This is a genomic window from Lactobacillus sp. ESL0260, assembly GCF_003692935.1.
Lineage (GTDB): Bacteria > Bacillota > Bacilli > Lactobacillales > Lactobacillaceae > Lactobacillus > Lactobacillus melliventris.
Genome location: NZ_REHO01000010.1, coordinates 158,754 through 176,807 on the forward strand (window position 1 = coordinate 158,754; position 18,054 = coordinate 176,807).

20 protein-coding genes and 1 riboswitch are annotated in these 18,054 nt (G+C 36.4%); of the genes, 18 read left to right on the top strand and 2 right to left on the bottom strand.

Annotated features, from left to right (window positions below; translation table 11 throughout):
- The first annotated feature begins 4 nt into the window (after window positions 1-4).
- The 11 genes from F5ESL0260_RS04490 to F5ESL0260_RS04540 all read left to right on the top strand — a co-directional run bounded on the left by F5ESL0260_RS04490 (window position 5) and on the right by F5ESL0260_RS04540 (window position 9,112).
- On the top strand, window positions 5-364 hold the full coding sequence (locus tag F5ESL0260_RS04490; RefSeq protein WP_122026026.1) for a reductase: 360 nt from the start codon (window positions 5-7) through the stop codon (window positions 362-364).
- Complete coding sequence (locus F5ESL0260_RS04495; RefSeq protein ID WP_122026027.1) at window positions 361-1,098, top strand: ScpA family protein; 738 nt, start codon at window positions 361-363, stop codon at window positions 1,096-1,098. Before F5ESL0260_RS04490 ends, F5ESL0260_RS04495 begins: the two co-directional genes overlap by 4 nt.
- Window positions 1,088-1,696, top strand: coding sequence for an SMC-Scp complex subunit ScpB (gene scpB, locus F5ESL0260_RS04500; RefSeq protein ID WP_122026028.1), 609 nt, complete (start codon window positions 1,088-1,090; stop codon window positions 1,694-1,696). The genes F5ESL0260_RS04495 and scpB overlap by 11 nt, the downstream gene beginning before the upstream one ends.
- A 2-nt stretch (window positions 1,697-1,698) precedes the next feature.
- Window positions 1,699-2,415: a pseudouridine synthase gene (locus F5ESL0260_RS04505; RefSeq protein ID WP_046325201.1), complete on the top strand. Its 717-nt coding sequence runs from the start codon at window positions 1,699-1,701 to the stop codon at window positions 2,413-2,415.
- Between the two features lie 29 nt (window positions 2,416-2,444).
- Window positions 2,445-2,559: riboswitch (FMN riboswitch) on the top strand.
- An 82-nt stretch (window positions 2,560-2,641) separates the two neighbouring features.
- Window positions 2,642-3,328: an ECF transporter S component gene (locus F5ESL0260_RS04510; protein WP_110446702.1), complete on the top strand. Its 687-nt coding sequence runs from the start codon at window positions 2,642-2,644 to the stop codon at window positions 3,326-3,328.
- A 103-nt stretch (window positions 3,329-3,431) separates the two neighbouring features.
- On the top strand, window positions 3,432-3,920 hold the full coding sequence (locus tag F5ESL0260_RS04515; protein WP_122026029.1) for a LysM domain-containing protein: 489 nt from the start codon (window positions 3,432-3,434) through the stop codon (window positions 3,918-3,920).
- 38 nt (window positions 3,921-3,958) lie between these two features.
- Window positions 3,959-4,645 carry a (d)CMP kinase gene (gene cmk / locus F5ESL0260_RS04520; protein WP_122026030.1) on the top strand — a complete coding sequence of 229 codons (687 nt, stop codon included), beginning with the start codon at window positions 3,959-3,961 and terminating at the stop codon, window positions 4,643-4,645.
- Between the two features lie 60 nt (window positions 4,646-4,705).
- Window positions 4,706-5,911 carry a 30S ribosomal protein S1 gene (gene rpsA / locus F5ESL0260_RS04525; RefSeq protein WP_122026031.1) on the top strand — a complete coding sequence of 402 codons (1,206 nt, stop codon included), beginning with the start codon at window positions 4,706-4,708 and terminating at the stop codon, window positions 5,909-5,911.
- A 58-nt stretch (window positions 5,912-5,969) separates the two neighbouring features.
- A complete protein-coding gene (gene der / locus F5ESL0260_RS04530) occupies window positions 5,970-7,277 on the top strand; it encodes a ribosome biogenesis GTPase Der (protein WP_122026032.1) in 1,308 nt (435 codons plus the stop codon).
- A 185-nt stretch (window positions 7,278-7,462) separates the two neighbouring features.
- Complete coding sequence (locus F5ESL0260_RS04535; RefSeq protein WP_046324801.1) at window positions 7,463-7,738, top strand: HU family DNA-binding protein; 276 nt, start codon at window positions 7,463-7,465, stop codon at window positions 7,736-7,738.
- A gap of 117 nt (window positions 7,739-7,855) precedes the next feature.
- A complete protein-coding gene (locus tag F5ESL0260_RS04540; protein WP_122026033.1) occupies window positions 7,856-9,112 on the top strand; it encodes a tetratricopeptide repeat protein in 1,257 nt (418 codons plus the stop codon).
- A 137-nt stretch (window positions 9,113-9,249) separates the two neighbouring features.
- Here the strand turns inward: F5ESL0260_RS04540 and F5ESL0260_RS04545 are convergent, their stop codons facing one another.
- The gene (locus tag F5ESL0260_RS04545) at window positions 9,250-10,137 is read right to left on the bottom strand and encodes a YitT family protein (RefSeq protein WP_122026034.1); all 888 of its coding nucleotides are present in this window, start codon (window positions 10,135-10,137) and stop codon (window positions 9,250-9,252) included.
- A gap of 84 nt (window positions 10,138-10,221) precedes the next feature.
- Here F5ESL0260_RS04545 and F5ESL0260_RS04550 point away from each other — a divergent pair, with 84 nt between their 5' ends.
- Window positions 10,222-11,421: a CCA tRNA nucleotidyltransferase gene (locus F5ESL0260_RS04550; RefSeq protein ID WP_122026035.1), complete on the top strand. Its 1,200-nt coding sequence runs from the start codon at window positions 10,222-10,224 to the stop codon at window positions 11,419-11,421.
- Between the two features lies 1 nt (window position 11,422).
- On the opposite strand, the gene F5ESL0260_RS04555 is transcribed toward F5ESL0260_RS04550, so the two are convergent.
- Window positions 11,423-12,088 (bottom strand): hemolysin III family protein, encoded by a 666-nt coding sequence (locus F5ESL0260_RS04555; RefSeq protein ID WP_122026074.1) that lies wholly within the window; start codon window positions 12,086-12,088, stop codon window positions 11,423-11,425.
- A 121-nt stretch (window positions 12,089-12,209) separates the two neighbouring features.
- Here F5ESL0260_RS04555 and F5ESL0260_RS04560 point away from each other — a divergent pair, with 121 nt between their 5' ends.
- From F5ESL0260_RS04560 to topA, 6 genes are all read left to right on the top strand, one after another.
- On the top strand, window positions 12,210-13,070 hold the full coding sequence (locus F5ESL0260_RS04560) for a DegV family protein (RefSeq protein WP_122026036.1): 861 nt from the start codon (window positions 12,210-12,212) through the stop codon (window positions 13,068-13,070).
- Window positions 13,071-13,073: 3 nt separating this feature from the next.
- Complete coding sequence (locus F5ESL0260_RS04565) at window positions 13,074-13,304, top strand: YozE family protein (RefSeq protein ID WP_046324806.1); 231 nt, start codon at window positions 13,074-13,076, stop codon at window positions 13,302-13,304.
- Window positions 13,305-13,355: 51 nt separating this feature from the next.
- Entirely contained in the window at window positions 13,356-14,195 is an 840-nt protein-coding gene (gene ylqF, locus F5ESL0260_RS04570) for a ribosome biogenesis GTPase YlqF (protein WP_122026037.1), read from the top strand.
- On the top strand, window positions 14,192-14,947 hold the full coding sequence (locus tag F5ESL0260_RS04575) for a ribonuclease HII (RefSeq protein WP_122026038.1): 756 nt from the start codon (window positions 14,192-14,194) through the stop codon (window positions 14,945-14,947). Before ylqF ends, F5ESL0260_RS04575 begins: the two co-directional genes overlap by 4 nt.
- A 45-nt stretch (window positions 14,948-14,992) precedes the next feature.
- Window positions 14,993-15,823, top strand: coding sequence for a DNA-processing protein DprA (dprA, locus tag F5ESL0260_RS04580; protein WP_122026039.1), 831 nt, complete (start codon window positions 14,993-14,995; stop codon window positions 15,821-15,823).
- Between the two features lie 81 nt (window positions 15,824-15,904).
- A complete protein-coding gene (gene topA / locus F5ESL0260_RS04585; RefSeq protein ID WP_122026040.1) occupies window positions 15,905-18,016 on the top strand; it encodes a type I DNA topoisomerase in 2,112 nt (703 codons plus the stop codon).
- Window positions 18,017-18,054 lie beyond the last annotated feature (38 nt).

Here is an 18,054-nt window from a genome sequence, read left to right on the forward strand (position 1 = left end):
TTAAATGTTAATTGAATGTAAAAATGACACGGAAAAAGTAGCAATGGGTTTGTTATCCTATTTACCGGATTTTAAAAATCTCGCAAATCTTAAGGATGAAATTCAATTAAATAAAAATAGTGCTGAATTTTGTCTATATCTTTATCGGTCTAAGGATCCTAATTTTATTGGTGTAATTGGCACGCAAGCGAATAAACAATTTGTTGTCATTCGCTACATTTCATTTGCTCCTGATTTTCGCAAAGCTAAATATGAAGCAAAGGCAGTACAAGAACTGGCCCAAATTAATCCCCAAAGAAGAATTACAGCTGTTCCTGAATATATTGATCTGATTAAATATTTAAAAAAGGACTCAAAAATATGAGTGCTAATCTTACTTTGGAATTACCCAATTTTGAAGGCCCTTTAGATTTGTTGCTGCACTTAATTAAAGTACAGAAAATTGATATTTATGATATTCCGATAGCCCAAATTACCAGCCAATATTTAGCCTATTTACATCAAATGCAAAGTCTTAATTTGAAAATTGCCGGTGAATACTTTGTCATGTCATCATTGTTGTTACGCATAAAGTCTCAATCACTACTGCCGCAAAATGATTTCATAGAAAATGATGAGGAACAGGAAGATCCTAGGGATGAACTCGTACAGCAGCTTATTACCTATTCAATATTCAAAAAAATCTCGGTTTACTTTAAAAAGCGTAACGAAAAGGTTCCCATTACTGCTGCTAAAGAGGAAAGCGTGCCGCATAGTAAAAAGATTCAGCCGTTACCTCGAGGACAAATTACTTCCACCGAATTGGCTAATACGTTTATTTTAGTATTACAAAGGATGAAGATCAGACAGCCAGATATTGTTTCGGTTGAGGTGAAAGAGGCCTCTGTTAAAGAGATGAGTACTTTTTTGCAAACCGAATTGGCAAAGTGCAAAAAGGTCAGTTTTTTTGCATGTTGTCAAAAAATGAAAACTTTATCTGATGTTATTGGTTTGTTTTTAGCATTGCTTGAACTTTGTAAAAAGCAAGAATTGCGGGTAACACAAAATAGAACATTTGGCGATCTGGACTTGGAAAGAATTGATAGCGATGATAACTAAAATTGCCCAGTTAGAGGCTCTATTGTATGTGGCCGGTGATAATGGCATTGAAAGCACTAATTTGTGTGAACTGCTGCAAGTTGACAGGCCTGCACTGCGCGAATTAACTAAAAGTTTGCAGGAAAAATTACAGAAAAATTCAGATTCAGGTCTACAAATACAGCAACTAAACGATTCTTATAAATTGACAACAAGGCCGGAAGTAAGCAAAGCAATTGAAAACTTTTTTCAAAAAGATCTAACTAAAAATCTTAGTCAGTCCGCCCTGGAAATATTATCGATTATTGCTTATAAGCAGCCTATTACTCGGATTGAAATTGATGAAATCAGAGGGGTAAATTCATCTGGTGCTTTACAAACATTAATTTGGCGAGGTCTTGTAAAGATAAATGGCAAAAAAGAGTCACCGGGACATCCTAATTTATACGTGACCACTGACTATTTTTTGCAGTATTTTGGTTATCAAAGTTTAGCCGATTTACCTCTAATAGAAGATTTTGAAGACGATAGTGTTAATGCCGAAGGAGAAATCGATTTATTTGCGGCTAAGGGTCAAGCAGATAAGAATATTGCTAAAACTCAAAAAGGAGAATCATAATGGTGTTAGAACGATTACAAAAAGTAATTGCTGAAGCTGGAATTGCTTCACGACGCAAGGCTGAAAAAATGATCACCGCAGGACGGGTGACAGTTGATGGTAATGTAGTTACAAAATTAGGCACTAAGGTGGATACATTCAGTAACATTACTGTTGACGGTGAACCAATTGAGCGGGAAAGTTTGCACACTTATCTTTTCTATAAACCGCGTGGCGTGGTATCGACTGCCAGTGATGATAAAGGCAGAAAAACCGTTGTTGACTATTTTAAAGAATTACCTTACCGCTTATATCCGATTGGCAGACTAGATTATGATACGTCAGGTTTACTCTTGATGACCAATGACGGAGAGCTTGCAAATTTATTAATGCATCCACGCAATAATGTAGCCAAAGTATATGTTGCTAAAATTACGGGTGTACTTTCTCCTGCAGAAATTAGTCAGCTTACCCATGGAGTAAAAATTGATCGTCATAGATGTGCTCCAGCTAAAGTTAAAGTAATTAGAACTGATCGCAAAAAAAATAGCCAAATAGTACAGTTAACTATTCATGAGGGGCAGTATCATCAAGTAAAAAGAATGTTTAAGGCCGTTCATCATCAGGTTAAAAAATTAGCACGTGAAAGATACGCCTTTTTAACCTTAGATTCTCTGATTTCCGGAAGCTTTCGCGAATTATCCCATGAGGAAGTTGACAGATTAAAAGACGTAGATTAAGATGGTATTTGAAAATTAAATAATAAGTTTGTTGTCTTCATGGCAGGGTGAAAATCCCGACCGGCGGTGAGAGTCCGCGACCCACGTAAGTGGTGGAATCTATTGTGATACCGATAGTTAAAGTCTAGATGAAAGAAGACAGACTAAACTAAAAGCCAAGATCTTTAGCTTACTTTTACTCGGTCTGTTGCTAGGAGCAGCAGACCGAGTTTTTTTGGAGGTAAGAATTTTGCAAAGAAAAGGCAGAAATAATTTGGTCAATATTGTAGCTTATACTTTAATTGGAACAATTGCATATGTATTAATGCTTTTGGAAATACCATTGCCTGTCACTAGCTTCTTAAAATTTGATTTTTCTGATGTTGTAATTACAATTGGTACTTTTTTATTTGGTCCGTTACCCGGTATTTTCATCGCGTTTGTGAGAATGCTAATTAATTTAATATATAAAGGTTTTGCTCTACCAAGTTTAGTGGGTCAATCTGCGGCCTTTTTAGCATCAATTTCATTTGCTTTACCGTTTTATTATTTGACTAGAAATATCAATAAAGATGAAAAGAGTTTTACGAAAAAACATTTAAAACCAATTTTAGGTATAGTCCTTGGCATTATAGCAATGGCTTTTGTTTTGTCAGTTTTAAATGCTCTGGTCCTAACACCTTTTTATGCAGCAACTACAGTACCCAATTTGCCAACTATTCATGGTTATTCAGGTTTACTGGCATTTACTGAGAAAGTGTACTTGGGCAAATTGCTTCACATTCCTTCAATGAGTGCCTACATTTTTGGCATTATTGTGCCGTTTAATTTATTAAAAGGCGCAATAAATGGTACGGTTGTTTACTTACTGTTTGAAACTGTTTTGAGAACAATCAAACCATTTGTCAGAAAAAACTTTAATTTAAAAAACTAAAATAAAAAATTATGAAATCGGTCTATTAAATGACCGATTTTTTTATCCACTTAAATGTTAAATATGCTAAAATTAAACAGGTTAGGTAAGGAGGCTTTTTAAGATGACTAATAATCCTAAGGGACCATATCAACATTATAAACGTCCACAAAAAACAAGAGTTGAAGCGTACAACTCTGTTTCTAAAGGTTGGATTGTACTCATTGTTTTACTTATAATGATACTAATTGGCCTTGTTCCAGTAGTACATCATTTAGCAGCGAATAATAGTTCAAGTAATAAAATAGTTAAAGTACGCAAAACTCATAAAAAAGCTGCTAAAAAAGCAAAAACTAAAGCTTCTCCTGCAAAAAACAAACTTGTCGAAAATAAAACTAAGAGCAAGCCGAAAGCAGAACAGAAAGCTAAGGTTAAGCCAAAAAGGAAACACGCAAAAACTAAACCCAAAATTAAACAATATATAGTTCAAAGTGGAGATTCTTTAAGTAGTATTGCTCGTCGTTTTAAAATTTCTGTTGGTCAGTTAGCTGAGTTAAATCAACTTGACCCTAACAGTCAGGTGGATATCGGACAAGTATTGCGTATCAAATAATTTAGAAAGGATAGGGACTGCAGTCCCTTTTTTATTGAATGCAAATAGCAATTGACGGACCAGCTTCAGCTGGAAAAAGCACAGTAGCGAAGATTATAGCTCAAAAATTGAACTTTACGTATATTGATACGGGAGCAATGTACCGCGCTTCTACCTGGTTAGCACGTGAACACAAACTTAGTTATAGTGATGAAAAGGGCATATTGGCTGCCATTGATAAAGAAAAAATTGAACTAAAAAGCGAAAATGGCCAACAAAAAGTTTTTGCCGGTGAAGAAGATATATCCCAAGATATACGTACGCCGGATATTTCTGCTCACGTTTCTCAAGTATCAGCTTTAGCAGGTATCAGAGCCAAAATGGTCAGTTTGCAAAGACAAATGGCCGGTCAGATGAATGTAGTGATGGATGGTCGTGATATTGGGACCACGGTTTTGCCAGAAGCTGACGTTAAAATCTTTTTAGTTGCGTCTGCTCATTCTCGAGCTCAAAGAAGAATGCTTGATTTTAAAGAAAGAGGAATTAAAACTAACCAATCCCTTGAAGAAATTGAGCAAGACATATCGGAAAGGGATTATAAAGATTCGCATCGTAAAATTTCACCATTAAAGAAGGCACATGATGCTATTGAAATAGACACAACTTCTATGACTATAGACCAGGTAGTTAATGCAATCTTATCTGAAATTAAAAAAAGTCAAAAAAACTATAAAAAAAGGGTATAAAACAGTAGAAAAATATCAAACTTTCATTTAGAATTAGAGTATGATATTGGGAGGTAAATAATGTCAGAAAACAGTAATCAATTTTTAGATGCATTAAAGCAAATGCAAGGAGTTGAGGTCGGAGATATTGTAGATGTTGAAGTCTTAGACGTTGAAGAAGGTCAAATCGATGTTGGTGTTGAAAATGCCGGTATTGAAGGTGTAATTCCTCGTCGTGAATACACTTCAGATCGCAACGTTGACCTACGTGAAGCAGTTAAACCAGGCGATAAGCTCAAAGCTTTAGTTTTAAGAAAAGCCGGCGGAGATAAAGAGAATGGTGAATTCTTCTTCTCAGTTACCCGCTTGAAGGAAAGAGAAGCTTACGATGAACTGCAAAAAGATTTTGAAGCCGGAAAGACAATTGAAGGTACAGTTACTTCTTCAGTTCGTGGTGGTTTGTTAGTAGATGTAGGCACTAGAGGATTTTTACCTGCGTCATTAATTTCTAACCGTTATGTTTCAGATCTTAAGCCATTTATCGGCAAAACTATGAAACTTAAAATTACTGAAATTGATCCAAGTAAGAACCGCTTAATCCTTTCTCACAAAGATTTAATTGAAGAAGAGCGCGAAGAAGCTTTTGACAAGGTTGCATCACAGTTAGTTGTGGGTGATGTTGTTGAAGGCAAGGTTTCCCGTTTAACTAATTTTGGAGCTTTCGTTGATGTTGGCGGTGTTGATGGTTTAGTCCACATTTCCGAGATCTCATATAAACATGTTGATAAGCCAAGCGATGTTTTAAAGGCTGGTCAAGATGTCAAAGTTAAAGTAATTGGTATTGATGATGATAGACATCGCATCTCCCTTTCAATTAAGCAAACTGAACCTTCTCCTTTTGAACAAGCTACAGCTGACTTACACGAAGGCGATGTGTTTGAAGGCGAAGTTAAATCTTTAACTAACTTCGGTGCTTTTGTTGAAGTTGCTGATAATATTCAAGGTTTAGTTCACGTTTCTGAAATATCATATAAACACGTAGACAAGCCAAGTGATGTTTTAAAGGTTGGTCAAAAAGTTAAAGTCAAGGTCTTAAACATTGACCCTGGTGAGCGTCGCATTTCACTTTCTATGAAGGCTGCTGAGCCAAAGAATTCTGAAAATGAAGGAAACCGTTCACACAGTTCATATAACCGCAATTCAGTAAATAAAAAATATATGAACAATGATGACAGCGGCTTTGCTTTAGGTGACATCATAGGTGACCAATTAAAAGATCGTCGTTAATTTAAATAAAAAGCCGACTCTTAAGTCGGTTTTTTTATTTGTAAAAGGAGGCTGAAAAATGGTTTTACCCGTAGTTGCAATTGTAGGACAGCCTAATGTTGGTAAATCAACGCTTTTCAACCGGATTATTAATCAACGGTTAGCAATAGTTGAAGATAAACCAGGCGTGACTCGAGACCGTAATTATGCGCAAGCTGAATGGTTAGGGCACAAATTTGATTTGATTGATACTGGTGGAATAACCTGGGAAAATAGTAATATCGAAGAAGAAATAAGAGCCCAAGCTGAAATAGCAATTGAAGAAGCTGATGTAATCATCTTTTTAACTAATGTCGCTAATCACGTTACAAATCTTGATGAGCGCATTGCCCAAATGCTTTATCAAACTAAGAAGCCAGTGATTTTAGCTGTGAACAAAGCTGATAATCCTGAGCAGCGGATGGACATTTATGATTTTTATAGCTTAGGTTTTGGCGATCCTATTCCTGTTTCAAGCGTGCATGGCACGGGTATTGGTGATTTGCTGGATCAAATAGTGCAAAGTCTGCCGAAAGACTTGGAGCAAAATGAGCAGGAGCAAATTTCTTTTAGTGTAATAGGTCGTCCTAATGTAGGAAAATCATCAATTGTCAACCGTCTTGTCGGTGAAAAGCGTGTAATTGTTAATAACGAAGAGGGAACGACCCGCGATGCAGTTGATACCCCTTTTGAAATAGATGGTACTAAATTTAGAATTGTCGATACAGCTGGTATAAGGCGACGCGGAAAAGTTTACGAAAAGACTGAAAAATACTCAGTAATGAGAGCAATGGGTGCAATTGAACATTCCGATGTTGTCTGCTTAGTACTTGATGCTAGCACAGGTATTAGAGAGCAGGACAAGCATGTTGCTGGGTATGCCCACGATGCTGGTAGAGGGATTATTATTGTTGTCAATAAATGGGATTTGCCTAAAAAGACAAGTAACAGTGGCAAGGATTTTGAACAAATTATTCGTACAGAATTTCAATATCTTGATTACGCTCCTATTTTATTTGTTTCAGCAAAAACGGGGCAAAATCTGGTGAAAATTCCCGAATTGGTTCGAAGAGTTTCTCATAATCAGCAACAAAGAATTAAATCCAGCGTGTTAAATGACCTCTTACTAGAAACCAGCAAGTTAGTTCCGACGCCTATGATTAAAGGTAAAAGATTACGCGTTTACTACATGACACAGGTATCCACTAATCCACCAACTTTTGTCGTATTTGTCAATGATCCGGAATTAATGCATTTTTCATATCAGCGCTTTTTAATTAACCAGTTAAGGGAAAATTTTGACTTCTCCGGCACCCCTATAAAAATTATTGCTCGAAAAAGAAAATAGTTTGTATCTACCAAAGACACAAAAATCACATTTTTAGAGGTAATTGCTTGTTGTATCAAGGGTTTTGTGCTATTTTGAAATCAAGGAAAAAAGTGATGCTAATAATCATTTATTCCCTGTTCCTCTATTGAGGAATTAAATAAGGATCTTACTAAGAGATTCAAGTTACAGGAGGTGAATTCCCAATGGCAAATAAGGCAGAATTAGTCACTGAAGTTGCAGCAAAAGCTAAATTAACTAAAAAAGATGCAGCTACAGCAGTTGATGCAATTTTTAGTTCAATCCAAGAAGATCTTGCTAAAGGCAAAAAAGTACAATTAATTGGCTTTGGTACTTTTGAAGTACGTAAGCGCGCAGCTCGTAAAGGACGTAATCCACAAACAGGCGATGAAATCCAAATTCCAGCAAGTGTTGTACCTGCATTTAGACCTGGTAAAGCTCTTAAGGAAGCTGTTAAATAGCTCAATGACTTTATTTAAAAGGTGGTGGCTTAATTCGCCATCATCTTTTTTGTTTGATATTATTTATAGGTGTGATTGACCTGATCGGCAAAAAATAAAATAATGGAGGAATGAAAAATGAGCTATTCTGAAAAGCTGCTTGACGCAATTGAGCGGCAAGATTTTTCTCAAGAAAAGTCATTATTACAAAAAGCCTTGGACAAAGATAAACCAGAGATTTTAGCATCACTGGCTGAGAATTTGGTGGGATTAGGATTTACCGATCTAGCAAAAGAAATTTATCGCAGTTTAATTGCCCGTTTTCCCAAAGAAGACTTATTTAAAATTTATTTAGCTGAGATATTATTAAATGATGGTCAAGATGATGATGGCTTAACTTTGCTTTATAATGTTACTCCTGGCTCCTCTGCCTATCTCGACAGTTTGCTTGTTCAAGCTGACTATTATCAAACTAATGGTCTACTGGAAACGGCCTATCAAAAACTGCTAGAAGCTGAAAAAATTGCACCTGATGAAGATGTCGTGAAGTTTGGGTTGGCAGAATTAGATTATCTAAGTGGCCATTATGAACAAGCACTTTCGAGATACCAAGATTTGTTGAAACGTCATCAAACATTTAGTGAAGTCAATTTAAATGACCGTCTGTTTCAAACTTTAGCCAAATTAGGACGTTATGAAGAGGCAGGAGAAGTAATTGCTAAAAATGGCAATGATATTCTTGATATTGACAGTAAATATCAGGCTGCCTTAGTAATGTTAACACTACATAGAGACGATCAGGCAATCAAGTATTTGAACGAAGTAATCGATCAAAGTCCTGATTATGTTAATGCCTATAGGTTGTTAACTACGGCATATGAGCATAAAAATGATAATGAACAAGAATTACGCTCAGCGCAATTAGGAATTGCGTATAACGAACTTGACCCCGTCCTTTATCAAAAAGGAGCACAAGCAGCTGTAAAATTGAATGACTTAGATACAGCTAGAAATTTATTACAAAAAGGAATAAAAAAACTTCCTGAAAACTTTGATTTGCGTTTGCAGCTATCTAATCTTTACGTTAGAGAAAACGACAATGAAGCAAATATTGCTCTTTTTGCCCAGGTTGACGCTGAAGATTTGGAACCACAGGTTCACTGGAATTTAGCACTTTCTTACCAAAATTTAGATCAAAGTGCAAAAGCAAAAAGTGAATTTTTATTAGCCTATCCTGAATTTAAAAATAATAGTGCTTTTTTAAAACAAATGCTACTATTTTTTAATACCGAACCTAATTCCCAACATATCGTAAGAGAATTATTAGAAGCATATCTAAAACTCGAACCCGAAGATACTGAGATGCAGGAAATGTATGATGAATTATTGTCATAATTGCTCAATTAATATAAGTATCTGGATTTTTTTAAAAAAGTTTTGTAATCATCCACCTTAGATTTAATAATTTAAAAAGGCAAATTAACTAGTTACGAAAAACTTGAGTTATTTGCCTTTTTTAAATCTTTATGCTGCTATTTCCTAATCAGCAGGTGGTGGCTTTTTTGTTTATAAGTAAAGCCTTCGCCTAAAACCTCATGAACTTCAATAACACTGACAAATGCCTTGGGATCTTCAGCAGCTATTAATTCTTTTACTAGGGGAATTTCTCTGGGAGAAACTACTAAGTAAATTACTGGTCTTTTAGTTTTTTTATAACCACCACGAGCCTCAAGATAGGTGAAGCCGCGATCCAGCTTTAAGTCAATCATTTTTGCAATTTCTTGATAATGATCAGAAATAATAAGCAGACCACGTGCAGAATATGCACCCTGTTGAACTGCGTCCATAACACGTGACAGAATAAACGCGGCTACTAGCGTATACATGATATGTTTGAGGTCTAGGTACGTTAATGAAGATAATAAAATAATGGTATCACAAAACAGTAGAACTTTGCCAGAAGATATGCCATATTTCATTTGAATAATTCTGGCGATAATATCTGTACCACCTGAAGTGCCATTAAAACGAAAAACTAACCCTAACCCAATGCCAGAAAGGGTGCCTGCCAGAATTGCTGACAAGAAGAGGTCGTGTTCTAGGTTTAATTGAGATATAATAGGAATTAAGCGCCAGAACCATAGGAAAAAGGACAGCCATAATGTTCCCCATATAGTATAGGCCAATAGTCTTTTGCCCATAAAACGGTATCCTAAGATGATTAGCGGTATATTAAGCAGCAAGGACGATAATCCCATGTTAATGCCCCAGAAGTGTCTTAATAGCAAGGTAATACCGCTAATACCACCATCTGTGAGTTTATTTGGTACTGAAATCATGTCAAGGCTGAGAGCATAAATCGCACAGCCAATCATAATCATTAACAGTTCCATGATGCTTTTTTTGTTAATTTTTTGCATAATAAAAACTTTCTTTTCTAAACCATTACCTTTAGCCTACCATAAATTAAAAACAAAAAAACTAATAAATGAGTTGATTTAATAATGATGAAAATAAATAATTTACCAGCTATTTTTACCGCAGCTTTTCCGGTACTTCAACAGTTAGAACAAGCAAATTACGAAGCATATTTTGTTGGTGGTTCTGTTCGCGACCTGCTTTTAAAAAGGCCGATACACGACATTGATATTGCCACGAGTGCCTATCCAGAAGAAGTTAAACAGCTTTTTCCTAAGACAATTGATACCGGAATTAAGCATGGTACAGTTACCGTTTTGCATGGCGGTTCAAGCTATGAAATAACTACCTTTAGAACAGAATCAGGTTACCAGGACTTTCGCAGACCCGATCACGTTACTTTTGTGCAAAATTTAGCTGAAGATTTAAAAAGGCGTGATTTTACCATTAATGCTTTAGCGATGAATAGAAAAGGTGAAATAATTGACCTTTTCAACGGCATAGGGGATTTACAAAAACACCTCATTAAAGCAGTAGGAGATCCAATGAAGAGGTTTCATGAAGATGCCTTACGAATGATGAGAGCTGTTCGCTTTATGAGTCAGCTTTGTTTTGATCTGGAACCTCAAACTGAAAAAGCCGTAATGGATATGCATCAACTATTGCCCAAAATTTCAGTTGAACGAATTCGTGATGAGTTTGTCAAAATGGGTACCGGAATGAACTCACGCGCAGCTTTCAAAGTGTTTTTACGGACGAAATTAAGTGAGGGTGTGCCGGATTTTGCTGGTAAAAGTGAGTTGCTGGGGATCTATCCCAAACTGAAATTTAACCCAAGTATGGAAACCAGTTTGTGGGCTATCATAATCATTTTATTGAAAATTACTGATAATCAGATAACTCAGTTTATGCGTGATTGGAAAAATTCAAATGCCATGACGGAAAAAGTTAAAAAAATTGTAAATTTGTTTGACTTAATTTCTGCAAAATCTCCTTCTGACCTTGAATTATTCAATGCTGGTAAAGAGACTCTTCTTAACACTATTGATGTAGCTCACATTTTAGGACAACCAATCAATTCTGAAGCTTTAGTAGATCGCTATACAGCATTGCCGATTAAATCAATGTCTGAACTTGCCATTGACGGGCAATTCTTAATAGCTAATGGCGTAAAGCCAGGACCAAACTTAGGCCAAATACTTAATCAAATAAAGCAAAAAGTCATTGCAGGTGAATTAGTCAACTCTGAAGATGATATTCAAGAATATTTAGAGCAAATTAAGTAATTCAAACGTACAGTAGTACGGAGAAAAATATTAGGGTTGAGCCTAAAATAACGAATAGATGCCAGATTACATGAATAAAGGGAATACCTTTCATTGTGTAAAAAAGGGCACCAACAGTATAAGCTACGCCACCGCCAACTAAAAGCCAAAATCCCGTGGGACTGAGTCGGACATACAGGTAGTTGCCAGCTAAAATTACGAGCCAGCCCATTGCGACATACAAAATAGTATCAAGTATTACATGCTTACCCCTATTAAAAATATAGTAAATGATGCCAAATATAGCGATGATCCAAACCAAACTGAACAGTAAAATACCCCATTTACCACCAATGGCGACTAATGAAAAAGGGGTATACGAACCAGCAATTAGCAGAAAAATTGATGAGTGATCAAAAATTTGAAAAACATTGCGGGCGCGGGTAAAAATTAAACTATGAAAAAGTGTAGAGAATAAATATAGCAGAAGCAAACAGGAACCATAAATAGTAAAAGTTACGATTCTTAAGAGGCTATGGGTTGAAACTGCTTTAATGATTAACAGAATCAGACCTGCTACTGCTAAACAGAAGCCGATACCATGGGTGACAGCACTTAAAATGTTATCTATTAAGTAGTATGTTTTGGATCTTTGAGCAGGTTCCTGCCATAACTTTTGCAATTTCATCATGAAACAGTTTGTTCGCTTTCTTTTATTTACAAGTTTTTTTGCTATAATGATTTATAATTAATACAGTTCACATTCTATCATAAATGAGAACATCTAAGCAGAATTGAGGGCGAGTACGTTGTCAGAAATTAAAATTTTGACTGATTCTTCCGCGCAGTTAACGCCAGAAGAAATAAAAAAATATCATATTACCGTTGTGCCTTTGTCGGTCACAATTGACGGCAATACCTATATTGATGGAGTGGAAATAACCAGACAGCAATTTGTCCAAAAAATGAGCGAGTCTAAAAAGTTGCCAACCACCAGTCAACCACCAATCGGAACGATAGTTGATACCATTAATGAGCTGACTAAAGATGGCAGTGAGGTCATCGGCATTTTTCTAGCCAAAGTGTTAAGCGGAACAATTGATGCTGCTCGTCAGGCTGTGAAATTAACGGGTAAATCTGATCTGGTTCATATTGTTGACTCTGAATTGACGGATCGTTCTGAAGGCTTTCAGGTTTTGGCTGCTGCACGCGATATAGCTGCAGGCAAAACTATTCCTGAAATTTTAGCTCATATTGAAAAAATCAAAAAAACTCAGCGTTTACACTTACTAGTTGTTAATTTAGAAAATGTTATTAAGGGTGGACGTTTGGGTCCCTTAGCCGGCAAAATTGTGAACATGCTTAATATCAGAATTGAATTGCAGATGCCCAATGGCCATTTGAAAATTGCTAAAAAAGGTCGCGGCAAGAAGTTCTCTTTAGCTTTTGATAAGCGCATTTTAGATGAGATCGAAGCTAATAAAGAAAAAATTAAAGAAGTTGGCATATCGTATGTCGCTAATGGTAATACGCCGCAGAAGCTTCTTGATTTAGCCCAGAAAATTAAAGATATCAATTCCAAAATAGATGTTTTGGTGAGAGAAACCAGTCCTATTATTGCTACACACGCAGGGATGGGTGCTTACGCAATTTTGTATTATACGGAGTAGAAATTGGCCTATAGAGAAAGTTTTTATCGTTATTTGATGACTCAGCGCAATGCTGATTCAAATGATGAAGTTGCACAATTTGCCAATAACGCACAAAATGATCAGACTTTTCCTAAACAAGAACAGAATTATGAGAAGTTATCTGATTATCTTGAGCTCAACGCTGGCTATTTACCAAGTATGAGCATTTTTGATAAAGCATATCAAATGTATCGTGAAAAGATGACGTATTAATTTAAGGCTTCCTTGAAATTTGAAGCCATTTTAGTTTGGGAAAGGCAGATAATGGTTAACATTCAATGGTATCCGGGGCATATGAATAAAGCCCGGAATCAACTTGAAGATAAAATGAGCTTGATTGATGTCATCGTTGAAGTTTTGGATGCAAGAATTCCTCAATCCTCACGTAATCCAATGATCGAAAAATTGGTGGGAGATAAGCCACACTTAATTATTTTAAATAAGGCAGATTTAGCTGATCCAGTAATGACTAAAAGATGGCAAAAGAAATTTACCACCAAGGGAAAATATGTGATGGCTTTGGATTCTCTTCATAACACCAATATGCAGATATTAGTGAAAATGATTAAAAAAGCTGCTGCTAATAAAATTAATAAGTTAACGCAAAAAGGGGCAGTCAGCCCGGTGATTAGAGTGGCTATTGCCGGCATCCCTAATTGTGGTAAATCAACCATTATTAATCGTCTTGTAGGCCGAAATGTGACTCAAGTTGGTAATAAACCGGGAGTAACAAAGGGTCAAAATTGGTTAAAAACTACTGAAAATATTCAAGTTTTAGATACTCCAGGTATTTTATGGCCTAAGTTTGAAGACCAAACAGTTGGGTTAAAGCTTGCCGCTCTTGGTGCCATTAAGGATACTGTCTTTAGTGCCGATGATGTAGCTTTATTTGTTTTATCAAAATTGCGCAAACACTATTTGAACGGTTTAAGTAAGTTTGCTCGTACACCAAAAGCTGAAATTGAACGAATTAATGACACAGATTTGTTATTGGCATTAACTGAAGAATACGGCATGCGTGATGATTATGATCGCTTTTCTATGTACCTACTACAAAGGTTGCGCAAGGGAAAAGTAGGAAGGATTACATTAGATCGCATATGACGATTGGAGAAATTAAAAAATTACTTGCTAAGGGTGCAGTTAGTCCAGAAGATTTAAGTATCTTGAAAAATGATACGCGTGTCGGCGTCCAGAAACTACTACTTAGTTACAATAATCGTCAGCAAAAATTAGCTAAGAAAAAAGCGGCTTTTTTAAAAAGATTTGCATATGAAAAAACGTTTTGGGCAAAAAGCCAAATAGTTGCTGGCGTAGATGAGGTGGGCAGAGGTCCATTAGCCGGTCCGGTGGTAACAGCTGCTGTAGTCATTGATAACAGTTTTGATCTAATTGATGTTAATGACTCTAAAAAATTAAGCGCCAGTCGGCGTTTAGAATTATATCCATTAATTTTAGAAAAAGCAGTTGATGTGGCAATTGGAGTTAAAAGTCCTGAGATTATAGATGAAGTAAACATATACGAGGCAGACCGGTTGGCAATGGCTGAAGCGGTAAAGGATTTACATGTTAAAACTGATGCCTTGCTGGTTGATGCCATGCAAGTACCGGTTAATCTACCTCAGGTTCGATTAATTAAGGGAGACTCTAAGTCAAACTCTATTGCCGCAGCCTCGGTTGTAGCTAAAGTTTTCCGGGATAAGTTGATGGCGGACTATGCCCGAATTTATCCGGAATACCATTTTGAGGAAAATGCTGGTTATGGCACTCAAACTCATATTCAAGCGCTCAAAAAATACGGGCCATGTCCAATTCACCGCAAAACTTTTGCACCTGTAAATTCTTTTTATCAATAAAAAATATTCCTCCTTTTTACGTATTTGTATATAGGAGGTTTTTTTATGGAAATTACCAGCTTTCTTTTACGCCTGAAATTACAAAAAAACATCGGTTATGTTAAGATGTTACGAGTTGCGAGTCAGTTAAATGTTGATGAGGTCACTATTCAAACTATCAAAAATTTGGATTTGACAAGCAGCTTGATTAAAACCTGCATTAATGCTTATAATGACATGCATGCAGATAAAATGATTAAAAGAGTAGAAAAACAATGTCAAATTATCAGTTTTTTTGATTCTGAATATCCTGAGAACTTACGTCAAATATACCAGCCACCGTTAATTTTATTTTTACAAGGTAATGTACAATTGCTGCAAAAAAACATCGTAACAATAGTCGGCTCACGGCAGGCGACCAGTTACAGCAGTATTGTTTTGAATAAGATTGTACCTAACTTAATAAAAAATGATTATGTAATTGCCAGTGGCTTGGCCAAAGGCGTAGATGTAATGGCACACAAAGCAACATTAAAATATCATGGTAAAACAATAGCGGTGGTAGGTAATGGCTTAAATCATTATTATCCCATGGTAAATTGTCATGTGCAGGAACAGATTGCACAAAATGGGTTAATACTAAGTGAGTACCTACCAGATACTCCGCCTAAGCCATTCAGATTTCCTCAACGAAACAGAATTTTAGCTGGTATAGCTGAAAGTGTAATTGTCACAGAAGCCAAGCAAAAATCTGGGTCTTTAATTACAGCTAATTTAGCTTTACAAGAAAATCGTAATATCTATGCTGTTCCGGGTCCAATTACCAGTGAGCTTTCTCAAGGACCTAATAAACTCATTCAAGCAGGAGCTTATCCCATTACTAATTTTGATTTCTAACTTGAAAGATTTGACAATTAGTAGTTAAATATTCTATTCTCAATTAAGTATTTAAAAAAGAATTTAATGAGGAGGCTTTTGATGCCTACTAAATCAAAGCCAAAGAAACGTAAAAAAACATTAGTCATAGTTGAGTCTCCGGCAAAGGCTAAAACTATTGAAAAATATTTGGGGCGTAATTATCGTGTTATCGCTTCAAAAGGACACATTCGTGACTTACCTAAATCACAGATGGGAATTGACTTCGACAATAATTATAAGCCAAAGTATATTTCAATTAGGGGTAAGGGCGATACCATTAAGGAACTTAAGTCTGAAGCTAAAAAAGCTAAAGATGTTTATTTAGCGTCCGACCCCGATCGCGAAGGTGAAGCCATTGCCTGGCACGTTGCCCATGTTCTTAATTTAGACCAAAAAGACAAAAATCGAGTTACTTTTAATGAAGTCACTAAAGATGCCGTCAAAAACAGTTTTAAAAATCCTCGAACCATCGACATGGATACTGTTAACGCGCAACAGGCCAGGAGAATTCTGGATAGAATTGTGGGCTACTCTCTTTCTCCTATTTTATGGGAAAAAGTTAAAAAAGGCTTGAGTGCTGGACGTGTTCAGTCAGTTGCTTTAAAGCTGGTGATTGATCGGGAAAAAGAGATCAAGAACTTTAAGCCCCAGGAATACTGGACAATTGACGCTGAATTCAAAAAAGCGGCCAAGACTTTTAAGGGTCAATTCTGGGGGATAAACGGCAAGAAAACTGATTTGCCGAATAATGATGCTGTACAAAATGTTTTAACTAAAGTCGATAAAAAGAAAATTTTTCAAGTTGAGAATGTGGTTAAACGTGAACGCCGGCGCCAACCAGCTGCTCCGTTTACTACATCCACTTTGCAGCAGGAAGCCAATAAGCGCTTGAATTATCGTACTAGGAGAACAATGAGTATTGCTCAACAATTGTATGAGGGAATTAGTCTGGGTAAGCAGGGCACTGTTGGTCTAATTACCTATATGAGAACAGACTCTAAACGTACTTCTCCGGTGGCGCAGGCTGAAGCTTCAAGATTTTTAAACGAGAAATATGGTAAAGAATACGCTGCCAAAGGGGCTCGCCATTTTAAAAATCAAGAAGATGCTCAAGATGCCCACGAGGCAATTCGACCAACTAGCGTCTATCGCACACCAGAGTCGCTTAAATCCGTTTTAACAACTGAACAGTATCGTTTATATAAGTTAATTTGGTCTCGCTTTTTAGCCAGTGAAATGACTCCTGCTGTATATGATACGGTAAGAGCAGATATTACTCAAAATGGAGTAATTTATAGAACAACCGGTTCTAAAATGAAATTTGCCGGGTTTACCAAGGTTTATGATAACCAGCAGGAAACCAATATTGAACTGCCGGAATTAAATAATGGCGATGAAGTCAAACTGACTAAATCAGATAACAAGCAACATTTCACCATGCCACCTGCTAGATATACCGAAGCAAGCTTAGTTCACGCGCTTGAAGAAAATGGTGTCGGTCGGCCTTCAACTTATGCGCCTACTATTGATACAATTCAGCGTCGTTATTACGTGAAATTGGATAGTAAAGCGATTGTACCAACCGAATTGGGGGAGATCGTAGACAATTTAATTGAGCAATTTTTCCCTGATATCGTCAATATCGATTTTACGGCCCAACTTGAAAATGACCTTGACGGAATCGAAGAGGGTAAGAAAAACTGGGTTAAAGTCATCGATGAATATTACCATCCCTTTAAAAAAGAATTAGACAAAGCCGCTGCCGGTATTAAAAAGGTGCAAATTAAGGATGAGCCTGCAGGATTTAATTGTGACATTTGTGGTGCACCAATGGTTATTAAAATGGGACGTTATGGTAAGTTTTATGCTTGTTCTCGTTTTCCTGATTGTCGTAACACCAAAGCAATAGTGAAAAAGGTGGGCGTTATCTGTCCTAAATGTGGCAAGGGTGACGTTATTGAGAAAAAGTCTAAGCGTAACCGTAAGTTTTATGGTTGTTCGCGCTACCCGGATTGTGATTTTGTTTCCTGGGATAAACCGATTAACCGTAACTGTCCCAACTGCGGTCATTTTCTCATTGAAAAGAGAAATAAAAAGGGACCTGTTGTTCTTTGTCCGAACGGCGATTATAAAGAAGAAGCCAATAATGAGAAAAATCCGTTAGAAAGTTAAATTTATGTTAATATCATCAGATCATTTGTGGTTTGATG